The organism is Acinetobacter sp. YH01019 (genome assembly GCF_013420285.1).
GTDB lineage: Bacteria > Pseudomonadota > Gammaproteobacteria > Pseudomonadales > Moraxellaceae > Acinetobacter > Acinetobacter gandensis.
Genome location: NZ_VOYM01000001.1, coordinates 1 through 18,255, shown reverse-complemented (window position 1 = coordinate 18,255; position 18,255 = coordinate 1). Strand labels below are relative to the sequence as shown.

General features: G+C 39.5%; 17 protein-coding genes and 2 tRNA genes. 7 read left to right on the top strand and 12 right to left on the bottom strand.

Annotated features, from left to right (window positions below; genetic code table 11):
• Window positions 1–112 precede the first annotated feature (112 nt).
• The 3 genes from FTT84_RS00095 (at window position 113) to FTT84_RS00085 (ending at window position 1,177) form a co-directional block, all read left to right on the top strand.
• Window positions 113–203 (top strand) — tRNA-Ser (locus FTT84_RS00095).
• Between the two features lie 458 nt (window positions 204–661).
• Window positions 662–889: a hypothetical protein gene (locus tag FTT84_RS00090; RefSeq protein WP_067761514.1), complete on the top strand. Its 228-nt coding sequence runs from the start codon at window positions 662–664 to the stop codon at window positions 887–889.
• Between the two features lie 212 nt (window positions 890–1,101).
• Window positions 1,102–1,177 (top strand) — tRNA-Thr (locus FTT84_RS00085).
• A gap of 55 nt (window positions 1,178–1,232) precedes the next feature.
• Here FTT84_RS00085 and FTT84_RS00080 read toward each other — a convergent pair.
• From FTT84_RS00080 to FTT84_RS00070, 3 genes are all read right to left on the bottom strand, one after another.
• The gene (locus tag FTT84_RS00080) at window positions 1,233–2,060 is read right to left on the bottom strand and encodes a cyclopropane-fatty-acyl-phospholipid synthase family protein (protein ID WP_067761516.1); all 828 of its coding nucleotides are present in this window, start codon (window positions 2,058–2,060) and stop codon (window positions 1,233–1,235) included.
• Window position 2,061: 1 nt separating this feature from the next.
• A complete protein-coding gene (locus tag FTT84_RS00075) occupies window positions 2,062–3,360 on the bottom strand; it encodes an FAD-dependent oxidoreductase (protein ID WP_067761518.1) in 1,299 nt (432 codons plus the stop codon).
• A gap of 430 nt (window positions 3,361–3,790) precedes the next feature.
• The gene (locus tag FTT84_RS00070) at window positions 3,791–4,669 is read right to left on the bottom strand and encodes a pirin family protein (protein ID WP_180058348.1); all 879 of its coding nucleotides are present in this window, start codon (window positions 4,667–4,669) and stop codon (window positions 3,791–3,793) included.
• A gap of 329 nt (window positions 4,670–4,998) precedes the next feature.
• On the opposite strand from FTT84_RS00070, the gene ycaC reads away from it, so the two are divergent.
• Both ycaC and FTT84_RS00060 read left to right on the top strand, forming a co-directional pair.
• A complete protein-coding gene (gene ycaC / locus FTT84_RS00065) occupies window positions 4,999–5,622 on the top strand; it encodes an isochorismate family cysteine hydrolase YcaC (RefSeq protein WP_180079514.1) in 624 nt (207 codons plus the stop codon).
• 115 nt (window positions 5,623–5,737) lie between these two features.
• A complete protein-coding gene (locus FTT84_RS00060) occupies window positions 5,738–6,661 on the top strand; it encodes a LysR substrate-binding domain-containing protein (RefSeq protein ID WP_067761524.1) in 924 nt (307 codons plus the stop codon).
• 69 nt (window positions 6,662–6,730) lie between these two features.
• Here the strand turns inward: FTT84_RS00060 and ahpC are convergent, their stop codons facing one another.
• From ahpC to FTT84_RS00040, 4 genes are all read right to left on the bottom strand, one after another.
• Window positions 6,731–7,294, bottom strand: coding sequence for an alkyl hydroperoxide reductase subunit C (gene ahpC / locus FTT84_RS00055; RefSeq protein ID WP_067761526.1), 564 nt, complete (start codon window positions 7,292–7,294; stop codon window positions 6,731–6,733).
• Window positions 7,295–7,578: 284 nt separating this feature from the next.
• On the bottom strand, window positions 7,579–8,157 hold the full coding sequence (gene ssb, locus FTT84_RS00050) for a single-stranded DNA-binding protein (RefSeq protein WP_067761528.1): 579 nt from the start codon (window positions 8,155–8,157) through the stop codon (window positions 7,579–7,581).
• 51 nt (window positions 8,158–8,208) lie between these two features.
• On the bottom strand, window positions 8,209–9,573 hold the full coding sequence (locus tag FTT84_RS00045) for an MFS transporter (protein WP_067761530.1): 1,365 nt from the start codon (window positions 9,571–9,573) through the stop codon (window positions 8,209–8,211).
• A gap of 157 nt (window positions 9,574–9,730) precedes the next feature.
• The gene (locus FTT84_RS00040) at window positions 9,731–10,819 is read right to left on the bottom strand and encodes a DUF475 domain-containing protein (RefSeq protein ID WP_067761532.1); all 1,089 of its coding nucleotides are present in this window, start codon (window positions 10,817–10,819) and stop codon (window positions 9,731–9,733) included.
• A gap of 208 nt (window positions 10,820–11,027) precedes the next feature.
• Between FTT84_RS00040 and tenA the strand changes: the two genes are divergently transcribed.
• Entirely contained in the window at window positions 11,028–11,690 is a 663-nt protein-coding gene (gene tenA, locus FTT84_RS00035; RefSeq protein WP_067761534.1) for a thiaminase II, read from the top strand.
• A gap of 74 nt (window positions 11,691–11,764) precedes the next feature.
• Here the strand turns inward: tenA and FTT84_RS00030 are convergent, their stop codons facing one another.
• The 3 genes from FTT84_RS00030 to FTT84_RS00020 all read right to left on the bottom strand — a co-directional run bounded on the left by FTT84_RS00030 (window position 11,765) and on the right by FTT84_RS00020 (window position 13,500).
• Window positions 11,765–12,487 (bottom strand): hypothetical protein, encoded by a 723-nt coding sequence (locus FTT84_RS00030; protein WP_180058353.1) that lies wholly within the window; start codon window positions 12,485–12,487, stop codon window positions 11,765–11,767.
• A 167-nt stretch (window positions 12,488–12,654) separates the two neighbouring features.
• A complete protein-coding gene (locus FTT84_RS00025) occupies window positions 12,655–12,996 on the bottom strand; it encodes a GlpM family protein (RefSeq protein ID WP_067761538.1) in 342 nt (113 codons plus the stop codon).
• 135 nt (window positions 12,997–13,131) lie between these two features.
• The gene (locus FTT84_RS00020; RefSeq protein ID WP_180079512.1) at window positions 13,132–13,500 is read right to left on the bottom strand and encodes a hypothetical protein; all 369 of its coding nucleotides are present in this window, start codon (window positions 13,498–13,500) and stop codon (window positions 13,132–13,134) included.
• A 181-nt stretch (window positions 13,501–13,681) separates the two neighbouring features.
• Here FTT84_RS00020 and uvrA point away from each other — a divergent pair, with 181 nt between their 5' ends.
• Complete coding sequence (gene uvrA / locus FTT84_RS00015) at window positions 13,682–16,513, top strand: excinuclease ABC subunit UvrA (protein ID WP_067761542.1); 2,832 nt, start codon at window positions 13,682–13,684, stop codon at window positions 16,511–16,513.
• A gap of 115 nt (window positions 16,514–16,628) precedes the next feature.
• Here the strand turns inward: uvrA and FTT84_RS00010 are convergent, their stop codons facing one another.
• Together FTT84_RS00010 and FTT84_RS00005 are read right to left on the bottom strand one after the other, a co-directional pair.
• Complete coding sequence (locus FTT84_RS00010) at window positions 16,629–17,561, bottom strand: hypothetical protein (RefSeq protein ID WP_180191829.1); 933 nt, start codon at window positions 17,559–17,561, stop codon at window positions 16,629–16,631.
• Between the two features lie 57 nt (window positions 17,562–17,618).
• Entirely contained in the window at window positions 17,619–18,089 is a 471-nt protein-coding gene (locus FTT84_RS00005) for a hypothetical protein (RefSeq protein WP_180079508.1), read from the bottom strand.
• Between the last annotated feature and the right edge of the window lie 166 nt (window positions 18,090–18,255).

The window sequence follows — 18,255 nt, the reverse complement described above, 5'->3', positions numbered from 1 at the left end:
TCAATTTAGACAGTATTTTTGCGAATCATAGCACCGGTCGTTGAGATTTTCTCTAAATCAATTGTTTCTCTTGGCAGAATTATGTTTTTTCGCTATTATCCACCGCGCATAAGGTGAAGTGTCCGAGTGGCTGAAGGAGCACGCCTGGAAAGTGTGTATACGTTTATAGCGTATCGAGGGTTCGAATCCCTCTTTCACCGCCAGTATTTAAGCTACATTCCAATGTAGTACGAAAAAGGTTTAAATCTGAATGATTTAAACCTTTTTTTATGACTAGGTATTCTTGAAAGCTGTGATTGAAAATTCATTATTATGTTCTGAGCTGAAGTTATTTTGAAAAAAATTCCGTCTAAATTATCCTTCGTACGCTTAATATTTTTCTTCATTATCTATTTCAATACATTGTTATGTCGCGTCTACTATATTTAAAAAGCGACATATATTTTTACAAATTGAAATTTTATAGCCTAAAGACAATTACTTAAGTCCATGTTAAAACAAAATTATCACACAATAAGGGAGACAATCAGACAAAATCTTAAGTACTCCTCCAACCTGTATGCATCATCGAAATGAAACGCTATTGCTTTAACCTTAACTTGATCCATCAAAACTTATAAAAAAGACTTTTCACATAAATCACTGCTATTCGGGAGAGAACATGGATAACAGCCAGAACTATGTTAAACAGATCAAGAATGCCAAACGTGGTGGCTACACCCCAACCATTGCTAAAGACATTAACAAACATAAAATTCAAAAAGCACAGCGACTGATAGACCAATGGCGCAAACTCGCCAATGAACTTCGCCCCCAGATGCAACTCGATATGGCCTATACCCTTGAGGAATGTGCGCAAGATTTAGATCAGATATTAAGAATGAAATAATACTGTTCTATTTTAATAATTCTTTTATATGCCCACTTCACCGTGGGCAATTCATTAAAACAGCTTTTTTAAATTCGCAGATCACCCTTTTAAATTTCGAAACTGTGAAAGGCTACCACCCAGCTTTCCTAAAGAAAGCTGTAAATAAAAAACTATTTGATTATTTTTTGGCTTGCGTGCAGTTCAAAAATCTGTAGAATGCATTCCACAACGCCGGCATAGCTCAGTTGGTAGAGCAACTGACTTGTAATCAGTAGGTCCACAGTTCGAATCCGTGTGCCGGCACCATTTCTTAGCCTCGCTTTTTAAGTGAGGTTTTGATGTTTCTAGAGCTTGTATTTTCTTATTCAGGCTTGCTCAAACTAATTTGTACATAACGTACTAATCCATCCTCATACAGTTTTTTACATAGTTTTGCCGTCATCTGAATCTTTAGTTGATCCAAACTTACTGTCGATGCATTTTCCTGTTGTTCAATATAAGCTGCAAATCCAGCCAAAACCTCTGCACTTAAATCTTCAATATTTAGCACTTCAAAACCAGATTGTTGGATTTGTGCTGTCAATTTTTGTTTTGAATTTAAATGTTTTAAATTCACATCAGCAGCTTTTAACAAACTTTGATATTTCAGTTTTTGAAATGAATTTAAATTCAAAAACGGATCAGACAACATTAAATAATGAAACGCAAAGCGCCCTTTTGAATTCAAAACCTTAAATACAGATAAAAGCAATGAATTCAGATCGCTATGATATGCAGCATCAATGCAAAGCACTGCATCCATACATGGCTGGGAATAAATATTTTTTAAATTCAAAAAAGATTCTGTCTGTATTTTTACTTTTGAATTTAAATTTTTTTTAATTTTTTCCACGCACGCGGACTGTAATTCTACTGCGGATAAGTTTTGAATTTGAAAATGTTCTAGCCAAAAAATAAGACTTGCTCCCTGTCCACAACCTAGGTCGAGCAGCGCGTCTTTTGAATCAAGTTGAATCGATTGTGCGAGGTGTTTTGCCAGTTGCTGACAAGCGTGCGGATAGGCGGAAGTTGCATCCGCCCAGTAGCCTAAATTGCTCCAAGCCAGCTCCGCTTCATCCCCAAGTAAGTGACTATTAATCGCATATTTATGTTGGGGAAGCTTTTGCTGAATTGCTTGAAGCCATTTCATTTTAATAACCGAGTTGTGGGGCAACCTCCACTTTAGGTTTTAAGCCCACAAACGGCAATGGTGCACCGAAGATTTCTGCAATATGCATCGCAGATGTCACCGCAGATTCTAAGATAGGTAATCCATCACATGACCAAGAGCCGCAGAAAAAGACTTTTCGATCTGTTGCCAAATGGCGTTGCTGCAATTCTTTGTTCAATGCAACCGTTTGTGAGTCCACCACAGCACGCGTTAACGTTACAGAAGAAATGATTTTTTTAGGATCAATCTCGGTCACGGGACGCCAAGTTTGGAACACAGGTGTTTTACCAACCAAACTCGGTTCAATCGAGTTGAGCCACACTGTAAATTGCTGACGGGTAAATTTACGATCCATCATATAGCTGAGTACTGCCCAATCTTTACGTTTTGGCGGCATCACCGTCTGATCGGTATGAATGACCAATTCACCTTGTTCAAATTTAAATTTTTTTAACAAAGCAATGTCATCTGCAAATTGCGCTGCATCCAAAAATTCTTCAATTTTTGTGGTTGGCGTTGCAACAACGACACGGTCGAAGATTTGATGATCTCCCGACGCATTTTCAACCAATACTTGCTCATTTTGCTGGCAAACTTTGGTAATTGCTGCACCGCTTTGAATATCAATGCCCTCAACCAGTTTATCGACCAGTGCTGGTGTTCCACCCTGAATACGAAGTAAAGCATCACCATCAGTTAATTGACGTAAGAAAATCAATAACGGTTTTGCTGGCCATTCACCAATTGTTTTTGGATTACAGGTACAAATGGTGTAAAGCACTGGCATCACCGCACCGTGCCAAAATACTTCTTCAATATCATTTTGATTTATAAATTCAGCCAAAGTGATGTCTTGTTCTTTCGATTTGAAAAAGCGTGTAATCGCAGCTTTCAGCTGTAACATACCTTTGACCAAGCGCCAGCCATACTGCTGTAAACCTTTACGGTTATTAATAATTGGGAAATTACCAATACGACTACGACTGGTGGTGAGCCATGTCTCTGTACGGTCTTCAAATAACCAACTACATGCCATATAAGTCCGGACAGGAAAGGTCTGAATACCCAAATGTGCAGCCAAACTCAGAGTGTTTTTCCATAAATGAGGATTCATCACACGTAATGGAGCATCAATGAGCCCACCTTCAAATTCAGTGCTGTGGCTGTCCATACCACGACCAGGCAGAGCTTCGAAAATTGTAATGTTATGCCCTGCATCTTTAAGAATTCTTGCGGTAGCTAGCCCAGCCATGCCACTACCGATGATTGCAATATCCAATCTGCTTGTCCATCTATAAAATACCGATAAAATTATGACTGATCAGCACTAAAAAATAGCTATTAAAAAATACCAGATTCGCTTTTTTTGTATGAATTTAAATATTGAGACAGCAGATGCATAATTACAAATAACTACACTTAAAAAGCACCTATTTAAGCATCGGTTTTTTAAAATATTTTTTTAATAAATTTTAATTAACTTGTAAAACCAATCAATTAAATTAACCATTTTTATAACTTTTGGTTTACTTCAGTCCTCGATACCGCTAAGATGCGCAGCACAAGAAAGTGATAAATACATCACACTATATACAAAAATAAAATGATCTTAAAATCATGACAAGAAGAAACAATACAGCGTAAAAACAAAAAGCCTCTGAATATTCAGAGGCTTTTTTTTCTCTTTTTTGCTCAGAACAAACCTGATATTAAGCTTCTGTCGCCACTGCAATTTGACCAAACTTTCCTTGATTAAAATCATCAAAAGCTTGAATAATTTCAGCTTTACTGTTCATCACAAATGGGCCATAACCTTGAATAGGTTCATTTAATGGTTCTCCGCTTAACAATAAAAACTTACTGTCTTGAACAGCTTCCAACTGAATCGCTATATCGTCTTTAGCAAACATGACCATAGAGCTATCTAGCACTTTTTGACTTGCATTGACCAGCACCTCACCACTGAGTACGACCAAAATGGTGTTATGACCTTCAGGTACATGTAAAGTGGTTTCATGCGCAGCTTTCAGCTCACCATCCCACACATTTATTGCACTAAAAGTATGAGCAGGGCCAGTTTGACCTGAGGCTTCACCTGCAATGATGCGAATATGACCAGCATTGTCTTCAAGCTCTATCTGAGGAATATCCGCAGCACGTAGCGCTTGATAACGTGGTTGAGTCATTTTATCTTTGGCAGGTAAATTCACCCACAACTGCACCATTTCAAATAAACCACCTTGTTGGGCAAAGTGTGTCGAATGAAACTCCTCATGCACTACACCAGAGCCTGCAGTCATCCATTGCACATCACCAGTTTGAATGGTTCCGCCGCCACCGCTTGAATCTTTATGAGTCACCTCGCCACTATAGGCCAACGTCACCGTTTCAAAACCACGATGTGGGTGTGATCCTACCCCATGTTGTGCAGTAGTTGGGTCAAATGAATATGGTGCAGCATAATCCAAAAGCAGGAATGGGCTAATCGCCTGACCAAGACGATCATAAGAAAATAAGCTTTTAACAGGAAAGCCATCTCCTACCCAGTGCATTTGCTGGTTACGATACACACCAATAACTTTTTTCATCTTTTGCTCCTATATTCAGTGGATCTGATGAACATGTAGTTATTTTAGTTATTCCCTAGTCCAATCACCATCTATCAAACAATATTCAATATCTCATATTTAGAACAATTAATGATTTTAAATACTTTTATTTAGCTCGAGCCATTGAAGTTGAATCGCCTATTCTTGCAAAAAAAATTCATACACTTGCATATTATCCCAAATTTATGATTAAGCTTCTCATCACAGTCGGTTCTATTGTCCTGTTTTTGCCATTATTCTGATTTAGGCAACTTCATCTTCACCCTGCAATTGGGGTGAAAAAAACAAATTTGAATGAGGAAAATATAATGGGCAAACCTTACGTACGTTTAGATAAGGACAACGCAGCAGTTCTTCTCGTTGACCATCAAACAGGTCTACTTTCATTGGTTCGTGATATCGACCCAGATAAATTTAAAAATAACGTGCTAGCACTTGCAGCCTTAGCTAAATATTTTAATCTTCCAACAATTTTAACTACAAGCTTTGAAGACGGTCCAAATGGCCCGCTTGTTCCTGAACTTGTAGACATGTTCCCAGACGCTCCTTTCATTGCTCGTCCTGGCCAAATCAACGCTTGGGACAACGAAGATTTTGTTAAAGCAGTAAAAGCAACGGGTAAAAAACAACTCATCATTGCAGGTGTCGTGACTGAAGTTTGTGTAGCGTTCCCTACACTTTCAGCACTTGCCGAAGACTTTGACGTATTCGTAATTACCGATGCGTCTGGTACGTTTAACCAGATGACACGTGATGCTGCATGGGATCGTATGTCACAAGCTGGCGCTCAATTACTAACTTGGTTTGCTGCTGCGGGTGAATTACACCGCGATTGGCGTAATGACATTGACGGTTTAGGTGCATTGTTCGGTGCGCATATCCCTGATTACAAAAACTTGATCACAAGCTATGTAAAAAACACTGCAAAATAATTTATTTTGCCAATAAAAAAAGCGGTCTTCGGATCGCTTTTTCATATTAAGCCCCGCCACATTCACGTATGATTTGGGCATAACTTCCATTTTTGGATATAAATTTAGGTGATGTATGCACTCATTTGATGATTATTACTACTTTTATCTGGTGGTGAAACACGGTGGTTTTAGTGCTGCAAGCGAAGCATCAAATATAACTAAATCTAAACTCAGTCGACGCATTTTAGACCTCGAAGCAAAATACAATATTACGTTAATTCAGCGTTCTACACGACACTTTAAGGTCACGACATTAGGCCAAGAATTGTATGAAGAATGCATAAAAATAATTCAGCAAGTCGACTGTGCGCACAACGTGCTGTTAAAACAAAAAAGTGAACCTGAAGGATTGGTTAAAATTAGTTACCCACCTGTCATGATGGAACGTCAAATTCGCCCGTTACTTAATCAGTTCCTTAAAAATCATCCTAAAGTGCAAGTTGAGCTTGAACTATCTAGCCGTCGGGTTGATGTATTACATGACGATATTGATCTCGCCATTCGTACCAATTTTGCTGAAAATGAAGACTCTAGCATTATTGTACGTGACGTAATTAAAACCGTGCATTGTTTAGTGGTTAGCCCTGAGGTCTTACAAGGGCGTGTACTTGAGCATATTACCGAGTTAAGTGAATTTCCAAGTATTGTGTTAGGGACACAAAAAAATCGCCACCAATGGCATTTACATCATTTAGCGCAACAAGAACAAATTGAAATTTCACTCAACCCACGCATCAAAAGTAATGACTTGGCTGGTGCCTATTATGCTGTTTTAGATGGTTTAGGGATTGCCGACCTGCCTTATCTCACGGTCAAAGACGATATTGAAGCCGGACGCTTAATTCACCTTTTCCCCGAATGGTGCTCAAATGTCGGAACCATCCAGTTGGTCTACGCTTCACGTAAAGGGCAACGTTTAGTGATGGAACAATTAATTGAGTATTTGGTCGAAGGTATTCGTGAATATGGCCCTCAACATGATGGTTATTTAATTTAATCTTTCGTATGCATAAAAAAGCCAGAACAATGTCCTGGCTTTTTGTATTTCAGTCAAACTGAATCGATCTTAGATTTTACCAACCAAATCAATTGATGGTGCAAGTGTTGCTTCACCTTCTTTCCATTTCGCTGGACATACTTCACCTGGGTGAGCATGTACATATTGTGCCGCTTTTACTTTACGCATTAATTCAGATGCGTCACGACCAATACCGCCTGCGTTGATTTCAACGATTTGGATTTTACCTTCAGGATCGATAACAAAGGTACCACGATCTGCAAGGCCATCCGCTTCAATCAATACGTCAAAGTTTTTCGCTAAGGTCCAAGTTGGATCGCCAACCATTGGGTATTCGATTTTCTTAATTTCTTCAGAAGAATCGTGCCATGCTTTATGTGTAAAGTGTGTATCTGTTGATACTGAGTAAATTTCTACGCCCATTTTTTGGAATTCAGCATAGTGATCAGCAAGATCGCCTAATTCTGTTGGACATACAAATGTGAAATCAGCAGGATAGAAGAATACAACAGACCATTTACCGTAGAAGTCTTTTTCTGAAACTTCAACAAATTGACCATCTTTGTAAGCTGTTGCGTTAAATGGTTTTACTTCAGTGTTAATTAAACTCATGTGATATTCCTCTAACTCATTTCAGGTTTGTTTCTCTGTTGAAGTTAGAATACGAAAAATATTATCATAGGTAAAACCGTACTTTTTTATAAAAACTATCGGTTTTTTAGATTCATTATTTATATTAACATTTCGAGTTTAATCGACGCTTCCAATCCATAATCTATTCACTCAATGCTGCACACAGTACTGGCTAACATTTAGATACACATAAAAAAGCCCTCAATATTGAGGGCTTTTTGGATGATGATTTACCGTTTTAAAAATTAGAACGGATATATGTACTAAAATGGTAAGTCGTCATCTAAATCCGCTGCTGCAGGTGCTGGCGTTGGTGCAGGTTGTTGCTTCGGTGCAAAACCACTTGGGTTGTTATTGCCATAGCTGTTGCCTTGAGCAGGTTGGTTATTTCCATAACCACCTTGGTTGCCGTAGCCGCCTTGGTTTTGGTTATTGTTATAACCACCTTGTTGGTTGTTAAAACGTGGTTGGTTAAACTCACCGCCTTGACCTTGCTCGCCTTGTTGACGGTTGTTATCCAACATTTGCATCTGTTCACCACGAATTTCAGTGGTATAACGCTCTTGACCATTTTGATCAGTCCATTGGCGTGTACGTAATGAACCTTCAATATAAACTTTAGAACCTTTACGCAAATATTGCTGAGCAATTTCACCTAAACGGTTATGCAACACAATACGGTGCCATTCAGTTTGCTCTTTACGCTCACCCGTATTTTTATCAGTCCACGAATCACTTGTCGCGATTGAAAATTGGGTTAATGAACCACCATTTGCAAAAGTTTTAGTTTCTGGGTCTTTACCCAAAGTACCGACTAAAATGACTTTATTTACACCACGCATCAGACGTATTCTTCCTATTTATTTCTATTATTTACTTTATAAGAGTTATGCTTAAATGGCTACCTCTTTCCCTAACAAGTGCGTTAAATGTTGTCGCGCAGATTCATCAATTTGCTGCTTATCCACTTTTACGTAAGCCACTTGTTGGTCAGACATCACCACGACCTCTTCAATACCACGAATTGCCAAAAGCTGAGAAGTCCATTCATCTGTTTGTTTGTCATCCGGTAAGCTAAATACCATTGACGACAGATAACGCGGCTGTGCCAAACCAAAACTAATCAGCAACCATACAATCGCTAAGGCCGTTAAAATCCCCCAACCCATCGCTGTATTGTTTAGCACTAATAGTTGTCCACCAATCATCCCGCCAAAAAATGCACCGAGAAATTGACTACTCGCATTCACGCCCATTGCTGTTGCTTTCGACTGAATCGGTGCTGCTTTTGATAACCACGATGGCAACAATGCTTCCATCACATTAAAGGCAATGAAGAATAAGCCTAAACCGAGCAACAGAATATATTTCGATTCAAAACCAAATATTAAAATCCCTAAACCTAGGATAATGCCGCCAATTGCAGTTAAGAAAATGCCACGCATTTTGCGATATTTTTCCGCCAAAACAATACTTGGAAAAGCAAACAACAGACTCAAAATCAATAATGGCAAATACACCAAACCATGTGAGCTAAGCGGAATTTGGGCAAAATCAATTAACTGTGAAGGCACATAAATAAACATGGCAGTGAGTAATAAATGCAATGCAAAAACCGAGACATGTAAACGGTTAAGATCACCCATTTTCAACACTTGTTTAAGCTGTGCCACATAACCTTGCTGAAAGTTACGATGGTGACGGGTCACTTTTGGCACCAATAGCAACATTGAAATGGCAGCCAGTCCCATAATGGTTGTCACCCAAAATAGTCCTGAGATTCCCACTAAACCAGTGAGCCAAGGGCCTAAACTGAAGGCTACAGCAAAAGACACACCAATACTCATACCCATGGTTGCCATGGCTTTCATACGATTTTCTTCGCGGGTCACATCGGCAAGTAAAGCCATGACCACCGCTGAAACTGCACCACCGCCCGCAATTGCACGACCAATAATCACGCCATAAATGCTGTCCGACATGGCTGCAATTGCACCACCTAACGCAAACAGCAATAGCCCAATAACCACCAAAGGCTTACGACTATAGCGGTCCGCAATTAAACTAAATGGAATTTGTAAAATCGCTTGAGTTAAACCGTATACACCGACTGCAAGACCAATTAATGCAGGTGTCGCTCCTGCATACTCCTGTCCTGCTACAGAAAATACCGGAATAATCATGAACAGCCCCAGCATGCGCAAGGCAAATATGCTGCTCAAAGCAAAGGTTGAGCGTCGTTCAAGAGCATTCATCATAGCTGGTTAAAAATTCATTAATCTTGGAATGGGATTATAGGACATTCAGCGTGCAGCGAAGCAGGATTTTTATTTAAATTAAAGATGATCATCATCTAAAAAACAAAAAGCGCAGCCAGTGCTGCGCTTTTGTAAGCCTTTCAAGCTTGAGCAGGGATTAACCGCCCAATTGTTGTTGACGTTTTTTATATTGGATTGAGGCGATCACGGCCCAAACAATAAATGCCACGCCAATCAGACCAGTTACCACTTCAGGAACGTGTACACCTGTACCACTCGCTAACATGATGAATGCAAGTGCACCAATGGCATAATGCGCACCATGTTCAAGGAAGATATATGCATCTAAAGTGCCTTTATCGACCAAGTAAATCGTCATTGAACGTACGAACATCGCACCAATTGCAAGACCTAACATGATGATCACAACGTCAGAGGTTATCGCAAAAGCACCAATTACACCATCAAAACTGAACGATGCATCCAGTACTTCAAGGTAAAGGAAGCCACCAAAGCCTGCTTTGATCACGCCCGTTGGCGCTCCATTCGCATCGTGACCAACCGCATTACCATTTTCATCAACTTCAGGTTCACCACCCAGTAAGTGACTCAATACTTGTACACCGATATAAATCACAATACCCCAGATACCCGCCATAACCACAGCAAGACGTGTTTCTTCAGCGATATTTGCCGCCATTACTAAAAGTGCAATGAGCGCAATAAATACCGACATGGCTGGAACGTTCGCAAGATTTGCCAAACGACGTTCTAACCAACGGAACCAATGAGTATCTTTACCTTCATCTAAGAAGAAGTTTAAGAACACCAATAAAAGGAAAGCACCACCAAATGCTGCAATTTCAGCATGATGTGCCATCAACTTGGCAGAGTATTCAATTGGATTATTCAGTGCCAATTGCACCACTTCCATTGCGCCCATGTCTGCCGTTACAGCAACAATGACGATTGGGAAAATCAAACGCATACCGAATACAGCAATCACAATACCCACGGTCAAGAAAATCATTTTCCAGAAATGATCCCAACCACGAAGTACCGATGCATTCACCACCGCGTTATCAAATGACAATGACACTTCCATCACTGCCAAAATTGCAGTAATGGTCAAAGCCGTAAACATGGCCTGTAAGCCCGCATTTGGGCCATGCGTAAAGCCCCAATAAGCAGAAATAGCCAGACACACGATCGTAAAGAAGATAGAGAAACCAAAATGTTTCATCATGGTAGATCGACCTGTTTTTTCAAAATAAGAGTAAAACTAAAACTAAAGATAGAGTTGAGTTTTATGCCGCGATTATGACGCTTTTTATGATCGAAACCAAAAAAATCTTCGTTACATTTTGAATAAACACTCTAAGATGAAACATTCTATTCTGATGCCACCATATGGCATGCACATGCTTCATTGATTGAATTTGTAGGAAGATCCAATGCTTTTTTCGCAAGATGTTTGGCAACGTAATGCTGAACTGTATCAGCAGATTTTAAATTTACCGTTTAATCAGGAATTGGCTCAAGGCACATTAAGCCGAGATGCCTTCAGCCATTATGTGATTCAAGATGCCCACTATCTTTTGGCCTATGGTCGTGCCTTAGCTGTATGTGCCGCAAAAGCCTTTGAGGCAGATGATGTCATTCAGTTTTCTGAAGGGGCAAAAATTGCAATTGTGGTCGAGCGCAGCTTACACAATGACTTTATGCAAGGCTTTAACATCAGCAAAGAAGAATTTGAAAATACACCACTGACCCTTGCCTGCCACCATTACACTTCATTTTTAACCGCAACAGCCTGGTCAGAAAGCTATCCAGTCGTTCTGGCTTCGTTGTTGCCGTGTTTTTGGATTTATGCAGAAGTGGGTAAAGCCATTGTGAATCAATCAGTACCAAACAACCCTTATCAAGCATGGATCGACACCTATTCAGGTGAAGAATTTAATACTGCAGTGAACAATGTCATTCACACGATTGATAAAGTCGCAGCGACTTGTGATGCTGACACCTTAACCAAAATGCATAAAGCCTATACCGATGCCGCTAAATTAGAATGGATGTTTTGGGACAGTGCCTACCAACAACGGACTTGGCCTATTTAAAATAAAAGCTATACATATAACCGTCTTTACCCTAGGACGGTTATACAAACAGATAATAAATTTAAAGACTAAAATTAACTTTTAAAACGATACCACCCTAAGAAAATACCAACGCCAATCATTACTAAAAAAATAGCAAATTTGGCTTCGCGTGTTTCACTGCGAATACGGTGACGATCTTGTGTTTCTTCGGATTGGAATTGTGATTTCATTAAAGGATCAAGATTGGCAATGGTCTTTAAGTCTTTAGGTTTTTCACCTTCACCTAAGACGATATATAAACCTTTCACATCCATTTCATGCATTTGCCCCAGTTCAATATTAAGCTGCGTGGATTGTGCATTATATTCAGGCACCCAGTCTTCAACTCTGGCATAGACGTGTGCACGACTCACATCAAACACAGAGGCATCCTGAATCGTTTTACCAGTTTGATCCTGAATTAATTCTGCAAAATCTGAATATTGCGAAAATGCAAATTCTTTCTTATTCGCTAATCGGATTCCCTCGAAACCATATTCGTCAATTTTTTTGGCAGGATTATTTTTAAATAAAATACCTTGAGGCTGTACTTTAAAATCTAATACTGTGTCGTCAGGAACTTGATTGGTCTGCAACACCATATAAACCACCGACCACATTTGAGCATTAGGTGCAATAGCCGATGCCTTTACGCTATAACTTTGTCCCGCTTGTGGTTCAATAAACTGCTCAAAGCCAAGAATTTTGGTATCTTCAGCCCAAGCCATCACCCCTGTGCAGAGCCCCAACAAACAAATTAAAATTTTTACCCACAATAAGTTGCTCTTGTATTATTTATAAAGTCATTTTTTTGGCCATTATAGTGATTTAATGTGTGATAAACATCACACTCATATTTAATAAACGATTGGAAAAAATGAATATTTTTTTAATTTTTATGCTGTTTTATTAATCAAAGTTCCAAATACCATTACAGACATTTTTAAGCTTGAAAACTTTGCCAAGTATAAATCAAGACCGCTGCGGCAATTATCCAACTTACGGTTGCCACACTCAAACATGCCACGAGGCTTAAACGTGTAGCCAACACATAAACCATCAGCAAATAAATGAAATATGGAATCAGTGACCATATGCCAAAAAGTGCAGTTTTCTGTAAAGCCGCCGCTCCTTGATCACTGGCTACAATCACATGTGCAATCAAAGCAAAAGTCGGAAATAACGGAACTAAGCCAGCAATATAAAAAGCCTTACTTTTAGACAGCAGAGCAATCAGCACCACGACCAGCGCGCCCATTAAACTTTTTAAAAATAAAGACAACATGCTTATATTCCATTAGCAAAAACTCGCCTAGTCTACTCCTGACTTAGTGTTGAAATAACCTCAATAAGCACTTTCTGTTTAAAAAATCAAAGTCGCTATCGAATTAGTCTTCAAGTGGCTTTTCGCATTGTCCGTTTATTTACACCAAAGACTACTGGTAAAGCGCGCTTTTTGCTCCAAAGCCATTTGTTTAAATTGCGCTTGAACTGTTTGATCATCATCCGTCATTAGGTGTTGGTTGGCATCCACCAGAGCCAATACATAATCATATTGTTTCGGTATTTTGTCGCAAGCTAGATGCTTTTTTTCTGTATCCGTCTTGGCTTGTCCTAATTCAGCAATATATAAATCGATTTTTTCATTTTCAAGATTCAGCGCGGTCGTTGCTTCTTGCAGAGTGTTGTACTTTTCGACTTTCAGGTGGCTTGTTTCCGTACACGCACCCAATAAAAATGTAGCCATCAATACGGCAACACAGCCTGTTACTTTTACTAAAACTGTCATCTTTCGAATTGTCCTGTCTTGATGACACCTGAATGCGCGCTGGCATTTCCGTGATCAATCAAATTTTGTTTCGGCCTTTTTCTCACAAAGACATGCATAAATCTAGGTTTAATTTACACTTGAACAATTTTCATGCGCTATCATATACAAGTTTTTCGATGAAACTTTTCAGGACCCTTGCATGAGCCAAAGTCATATCCGTATTCGAGGCGCACGTACCCATAACTTAAAAAATGTGTCACTCGATATTCCACGCGACAAGTTTGTGGTAATTACGGGACTTTCCGGTTCAGGTAAGTCCTCTTTAGCCTTTGATACCTTATATGCCGAAGGCCAACGCCGCTATGTGGAATCGCTGTCTGCTTATGCGCGTCAGTTCTTATCACAAATGGAAAAACCGGAAGTCGATTCGATTGAAGGCTTGAGTCCCGCAATTGCCATCGAACAAAAATCGACGAGTCATAACCCGCGTTCTACGGTCGGCACAATCACCGAGATTTATGACTATTTACGTCTGCTATATGCACGTGTCGGCACACCGTATTGCCCTGAACATGACTTACCGATGGTGGCTCAAACCGTGTCGGAAATGGTTGATGCAGTTAAGGAGCTAGAAGAAGGTACAGCACTGATGCTGCTCGCACCTGTAGTACGTGACCGTAAAGGTGAATACACCAACCTGTTTGAGCAATTACAAGGTCAAGGTTTTGTCCGTGCCCGTGTCGATGGTGAAGTCATTGATATTGATACCCCACCTGAACTAGATAAAAAGAAAAAGCACACCATTGAAGTCGTCGTTGACCGATTCAAAGTCCGTGATGACTTAGGTAATCGTATTGCCGAAAGTTTTGAAACTGCACTGCGTTTAGGTGGCGATATTGCCATTTTGTCGTGGATGAAAGGTGAAAAAGAAGACCGTGTGTTCTCCGCGAAACACTCTTGTCCTGAATGTGACCGTGCTGTCGGTGAACTTGAGCCACGCCTATTTTCATTCAACAACCCCTTTGGTGCCTGCCCTGTTTGTGATGGCTTAGGAACCCGCAGCCATTTTAGTGCCGAAAAACTCATTCCAAGTCCAGATGTATCAATTAGCCAAGGTGCGATTCGCGGCTGGGATCGTCAGCGTCCGTATTACTACAGCATGATTCAAAAGGTTGCCGATCATTTTGGCTATTCTTTAGAAACGCCGTGGAATGAACTCGATGCCGAGACCAAAAAGAAATTCCTTTATGGTACGGGTAAAGAAAAAGTTGACCTCAGTTATATTGATGAACGTGGTCGCTCACACAAACGTGTGCAAGCGTTTGAAGGTATTTTGCCTCACCTAGAACGTCGTTACCGTGAAACGGAATCGAACTATGTCCGTGAGGATTTGGCGCAGTATTTATCCAATGCTGCCTGTGATGCCTGCGATGGCTCGCGTCTCAATGAAATCTCACGTAATGTAAAAATTTTAGATAAGACCATCGCACAGATCACCAAAATGTCGATCGGCGATGCTGAAAGCTACTATCAAGACCTCAACTTAAGCGGTGCCAAAGGCGAAATCGCTGATAAGATTTTCAAAGAGATTCGTGAACGTCTGCATTTTTTAGTTTCAGTGGGTTTGAACTACTTAAGTTTGTCACGTTCTGCCGAAACCCTATCCGGTGGTGAAGCTCAGCGTATTCGTTTGGCTTCGCAAATTGGCGCGGGCCTGATGGGCGTAATGTACGTGCTGGATGAACCCTCTATTGGTTTGCATCAGCGTGATAATGACCGCCTATTGGAAACCCTAGTACGCTTGCGTGACTTAGGTAATACCGTACTAGTTGTAGAACATGATGAAGATGCGATCCGTGCCGCCGACCATATTATTGATATTGGCCCAGGTGCAGGTGTGCATGGTGGTCATGTGATTGCCGAAGGGACTTATGATGAAATTTTGGCAAATCCAGATTCATTAACTGGTCAATATCTATCAGGAAAGCTCAGTATTGATGTACCGAAAACACGCACACAACCGCCAAAACCTGAAGAACAAATCAAGTTGATGGGTGCTGCGGGTCATAACCTGAAAAGTGTCGATTTGACTATTCCTCTAGGTGTAATGACTTGTGTAACAGGTGTGTCCGGTTCAGGTAAATCAACGCTAATTAACCGTACTTTGTTACCGCTTGCAGCGACTCAATTGAATGGTGCAACCACATTAACGGCTGAGAAATTTGATTCGATTGATGGCTTACAATTCCTCGATAAAGTCGTGGATATTGACCAAAGCCCAATTGGTCGTACACCACGTTCAAACCCTGCAACTTACACCGGTTTGTTCACCCCTATTCGTGAACTGTTTGCGCAAACCCCTGAAGCCAAAGCACGTGGTTATGCGGCGGGTCGTTTCTCATTTAACGTGAAAGGTGGTCGCTGTGAAGCCTGCGAAGGTGACGGCATGATTAAAGTCGCAATGCACTTCTTACCTGATATGTATGTGCCTTGTGATGCCTGCCATGGTAAGCGCTATAACCGTGAAACTTTAGAAGTTGGCTATAAAGGTCGTAACATTTCTGATGTATTAGAAATGACGGTTGAAGATGCAATGCATTTCTTTGACGCTATTCCTGTGATTCACCGTCGTTTGGAAACCTTAAACCAAGTTGGCTTGGGTTATATCCGTTTGGGTCAGTCTGCAACCACGCTTTCTGGTGGTGAAGCGCAGCGCGTGAAATTGGCACGTGAGTTGGCGAAACGCGATACTGGCAAAACCTTGTACGTGCTTGATGAACCGACGACAGGTCTACACTTCCATGATATTGCCAAGTTGCTCGACATCCTGCATGAGCTACGTAATAAGGGCAATACCATTGTGGTGATTGAGCATAACTTGGATGTGATTAAAACTGCCGATTGGGTGATTGATTTAGGCCCTGAAGGTGGTGCTGGCGGCGGTATGATTATTGCCGAAGGTACGCCAGAGCAAGTGGCGAAGAATAAAGTATCGCATACAGCGAAGTTCTTAAAGCCGATGTTGAAGTAATTCAATCCTCCCCAACCCTCCTTTAATAAAGGAGGGAGTATTCCATTATTAATTCAGTGGAGTTCCCCCCCCTCTTTTTCCTTGCGCCATATATGGCTCAGGGTTAGGGGGAGATTTAGTTCTCTAGTCGAGTTATCAGATAATCCATATAATTTTTATAAAATTCAGATTCTTTTCCTTTTTCTTCATAGATTTCAGTGATCATTGTTCTAAAAGAAGCTTTAAAATTTGAGGCAGTAGGCCTTTCGAGTATTTTTTTTACTATATAGCTACTATTAATATCATTAAATCTTTCATCTTGGAGGATTTGAATAAATAACAGTTCTTTCCATTGTTGTTTATTCGCTTTTTCTACGGATAACTCATCCTCACTACTTCCAGCGCCATTAACAAATATTTTAAAAACAGCATCAACTAGAATTGGTAAATGTTCAGAACTCAACTCAAATTTTTCAATATAATCTTCAAAAACGGGTCTAATTTCACCTAATTGATTTATACCTATAAATGATCTTCTATTTCTAATCATTTGTTCATGTATCCACTCACATGTAATACATTCTAATTCGATCGCTTGATCGGAATGCCCAAATAGCTCTAGAAGTTTAATTGCAAAACTTATATTTCCTAAATTTTCTAAGCCTATTACTTTTTTTGTTATTTCAAATAAATCTTTAGGAAAATTTTCATCTGCTTGCAACTTCCAAAATTTCTTAGTTATTGCATGAAAACTTTTTGTATAGCCATTATTTTTTTCGGATATCAATTCAGAACTAGCTAACTCTTTTAATAAACCGAAATCCAGTTCATCTACTTGATCAAACCATTTTTTGAACTCACTAAGCCATACATCAGAATGTATAAAATTGTACGAAATATTCTGTAATGCTTTATATGTTTTAACTTTCCTCTCAGACCAATCTTTTTGATTATCTTCGAGAACCAATTGGATATCTTCCCATTGAAAATCATATTTAACACCAAAATCAGAAATGAAATAACCTTGTAGAATTCTAGTTAGAATAATTAGTTTAGTGGAATCGGCCACCACTTTAGGTAGTTGATCTAGAAACTGGCTATACAATTTTATGACTTTTTGAAAAAATCAAAAATTATGAATCTCTAACTCTTCAGCAAATTTAATCATCAAATTAACTAAATCATCATCTATATCTTTTGTATTTGCACGAATCAAAGGTTCAACAGATGTAATTTTTATGGTTTCATCAATCAACTTTTCTTTATATTCAGCATATTTTTTCTTATTCTCTCCTTCAGCTTTATCTTCATCTAAAATCAAAACGACCTGACAATTTCTTTCTAGTTTAAGCTGATTTGCCAAGCCCATGACATCTTTTATATCAAGCTTGTTTGACATACGTTCAAAGTCATCAAAGCAGATAATCGCATCTTTAACTTGAGCATATAACACGGATTCAAAAATTCGTGCAGAAGAACTAATTCCATATTCGCTGCTCGTTAGCTTAACCTCTCTTAAAGCTGTAAGTCCCTTTTTGATGAATGTAGGTATTTCAAAGTTCTTTGTGGACTCTTGATTAAAGTAATTACTACTCATATTTGTGGATATAGCAGCTTTAAGATCAGATAAATTTTCGGTGGTGTTTCAAAAAGTATGCTGAAAAAAAGCAGGTTGAATTTTGATAAAATAGAGAAATGCAAATAACTCTAGAAATCAAATGTCCAACCTGCCTCAGTGACAGTATAAAGAAAAATGGCATCAA

Coding starts and splice junctions, on each gene's coding strand:
- FTT84_RS00080 (WP_067761516.1), bottom strand. CDS start 2,060: ATGAAATGGCTTCAAGCAATTCAGCAAAAGCTTCCCCAACATAAATAT.
- FTT84_RS00025 (WP_067761538.1), bottom strand. CDS start 12,996: ATGTTGTCTTTATTTTTAAAAAGTTTAATGGGCGCGCTGGTCGTGGTG.
- uvrA (WP_067761542.1), top strand. CDS start 13,682: ATGAGCCAAAGTCATATCCGTATTCGAGGCGCACGTACCCATAACTTA.
- ahpC (WP_067761526.1), bottom strand. CDS start 7,294: ATGAGTTTAATTAACACTGAAGTAAAACCATTTAACGCAACAGCTTAC.
- ssb (WP_067761528.1), bottom strand. CDS start 8,157: ATGCGTGGTGTAAATAAAGTCATTTTAGTCGGTACTTTGGGTAAAGAC.
- FTT84_RS00060 (WP_067761524.1), top strand. CDS start 5,738: ATGCACTCATTTGATGATTATTACTACTTTTATCTGGTGGTGAAACAC.
- FTT84_RS00070 (WP_180058348.1), bottom strand. CDS start 4,669: ATGAAAAAAGTTATTGGTGTGTATCGTAACCAGCAAATGCACTGGGTA.
- FTT84_RS00005 (WP_180079508.1), bottom strand. CDS start 18,089: ATGAGTAGTAATTACTTTAATCAAGAGTCCACAAAGAACTTTGAAATA.
- FTT84_RS00090 (WP_067761514.1), top strand. CDS start 662: ATGGATAACAGCCAGAACTATGTTAAACAGATCAAGAATGCCAAACGT.
- FTT84_RS00040 (WP_067761532.1), bottom strand. CDS start 10,819: ATGATGAAACATTTTGGTTTCTCTATCTTCTTTACGATCGTGTGTCTG.
- tenA (WP_067761534.1), top strand. CDS start 11,028: ATGCTTTTTTCGCAAGATGTTTGGCAACGTAATGCTGAACTGTATCAG.
- FTT84_RS00020 (WP_180079512.1), bottom strand. CDS start 13,500: ATGACAGTTTTAGTAAAAGTAACAGGCTGTGTTGCCGTATTGATGGCT.
- ycaC (WP_180079514.1), top strand. CDS start 4,999: ATGGGCAAACCTTACGTACGTTTAGATAAGGACAACGCAGCAGTTCTT.
- FTT84_RS00045 (WP_067761530.1), bottom strand. CDS start 9,573: ATGATGAATGCTCTTGAACGACGCTCAACCTTTGCTTTGAGCAGCATA.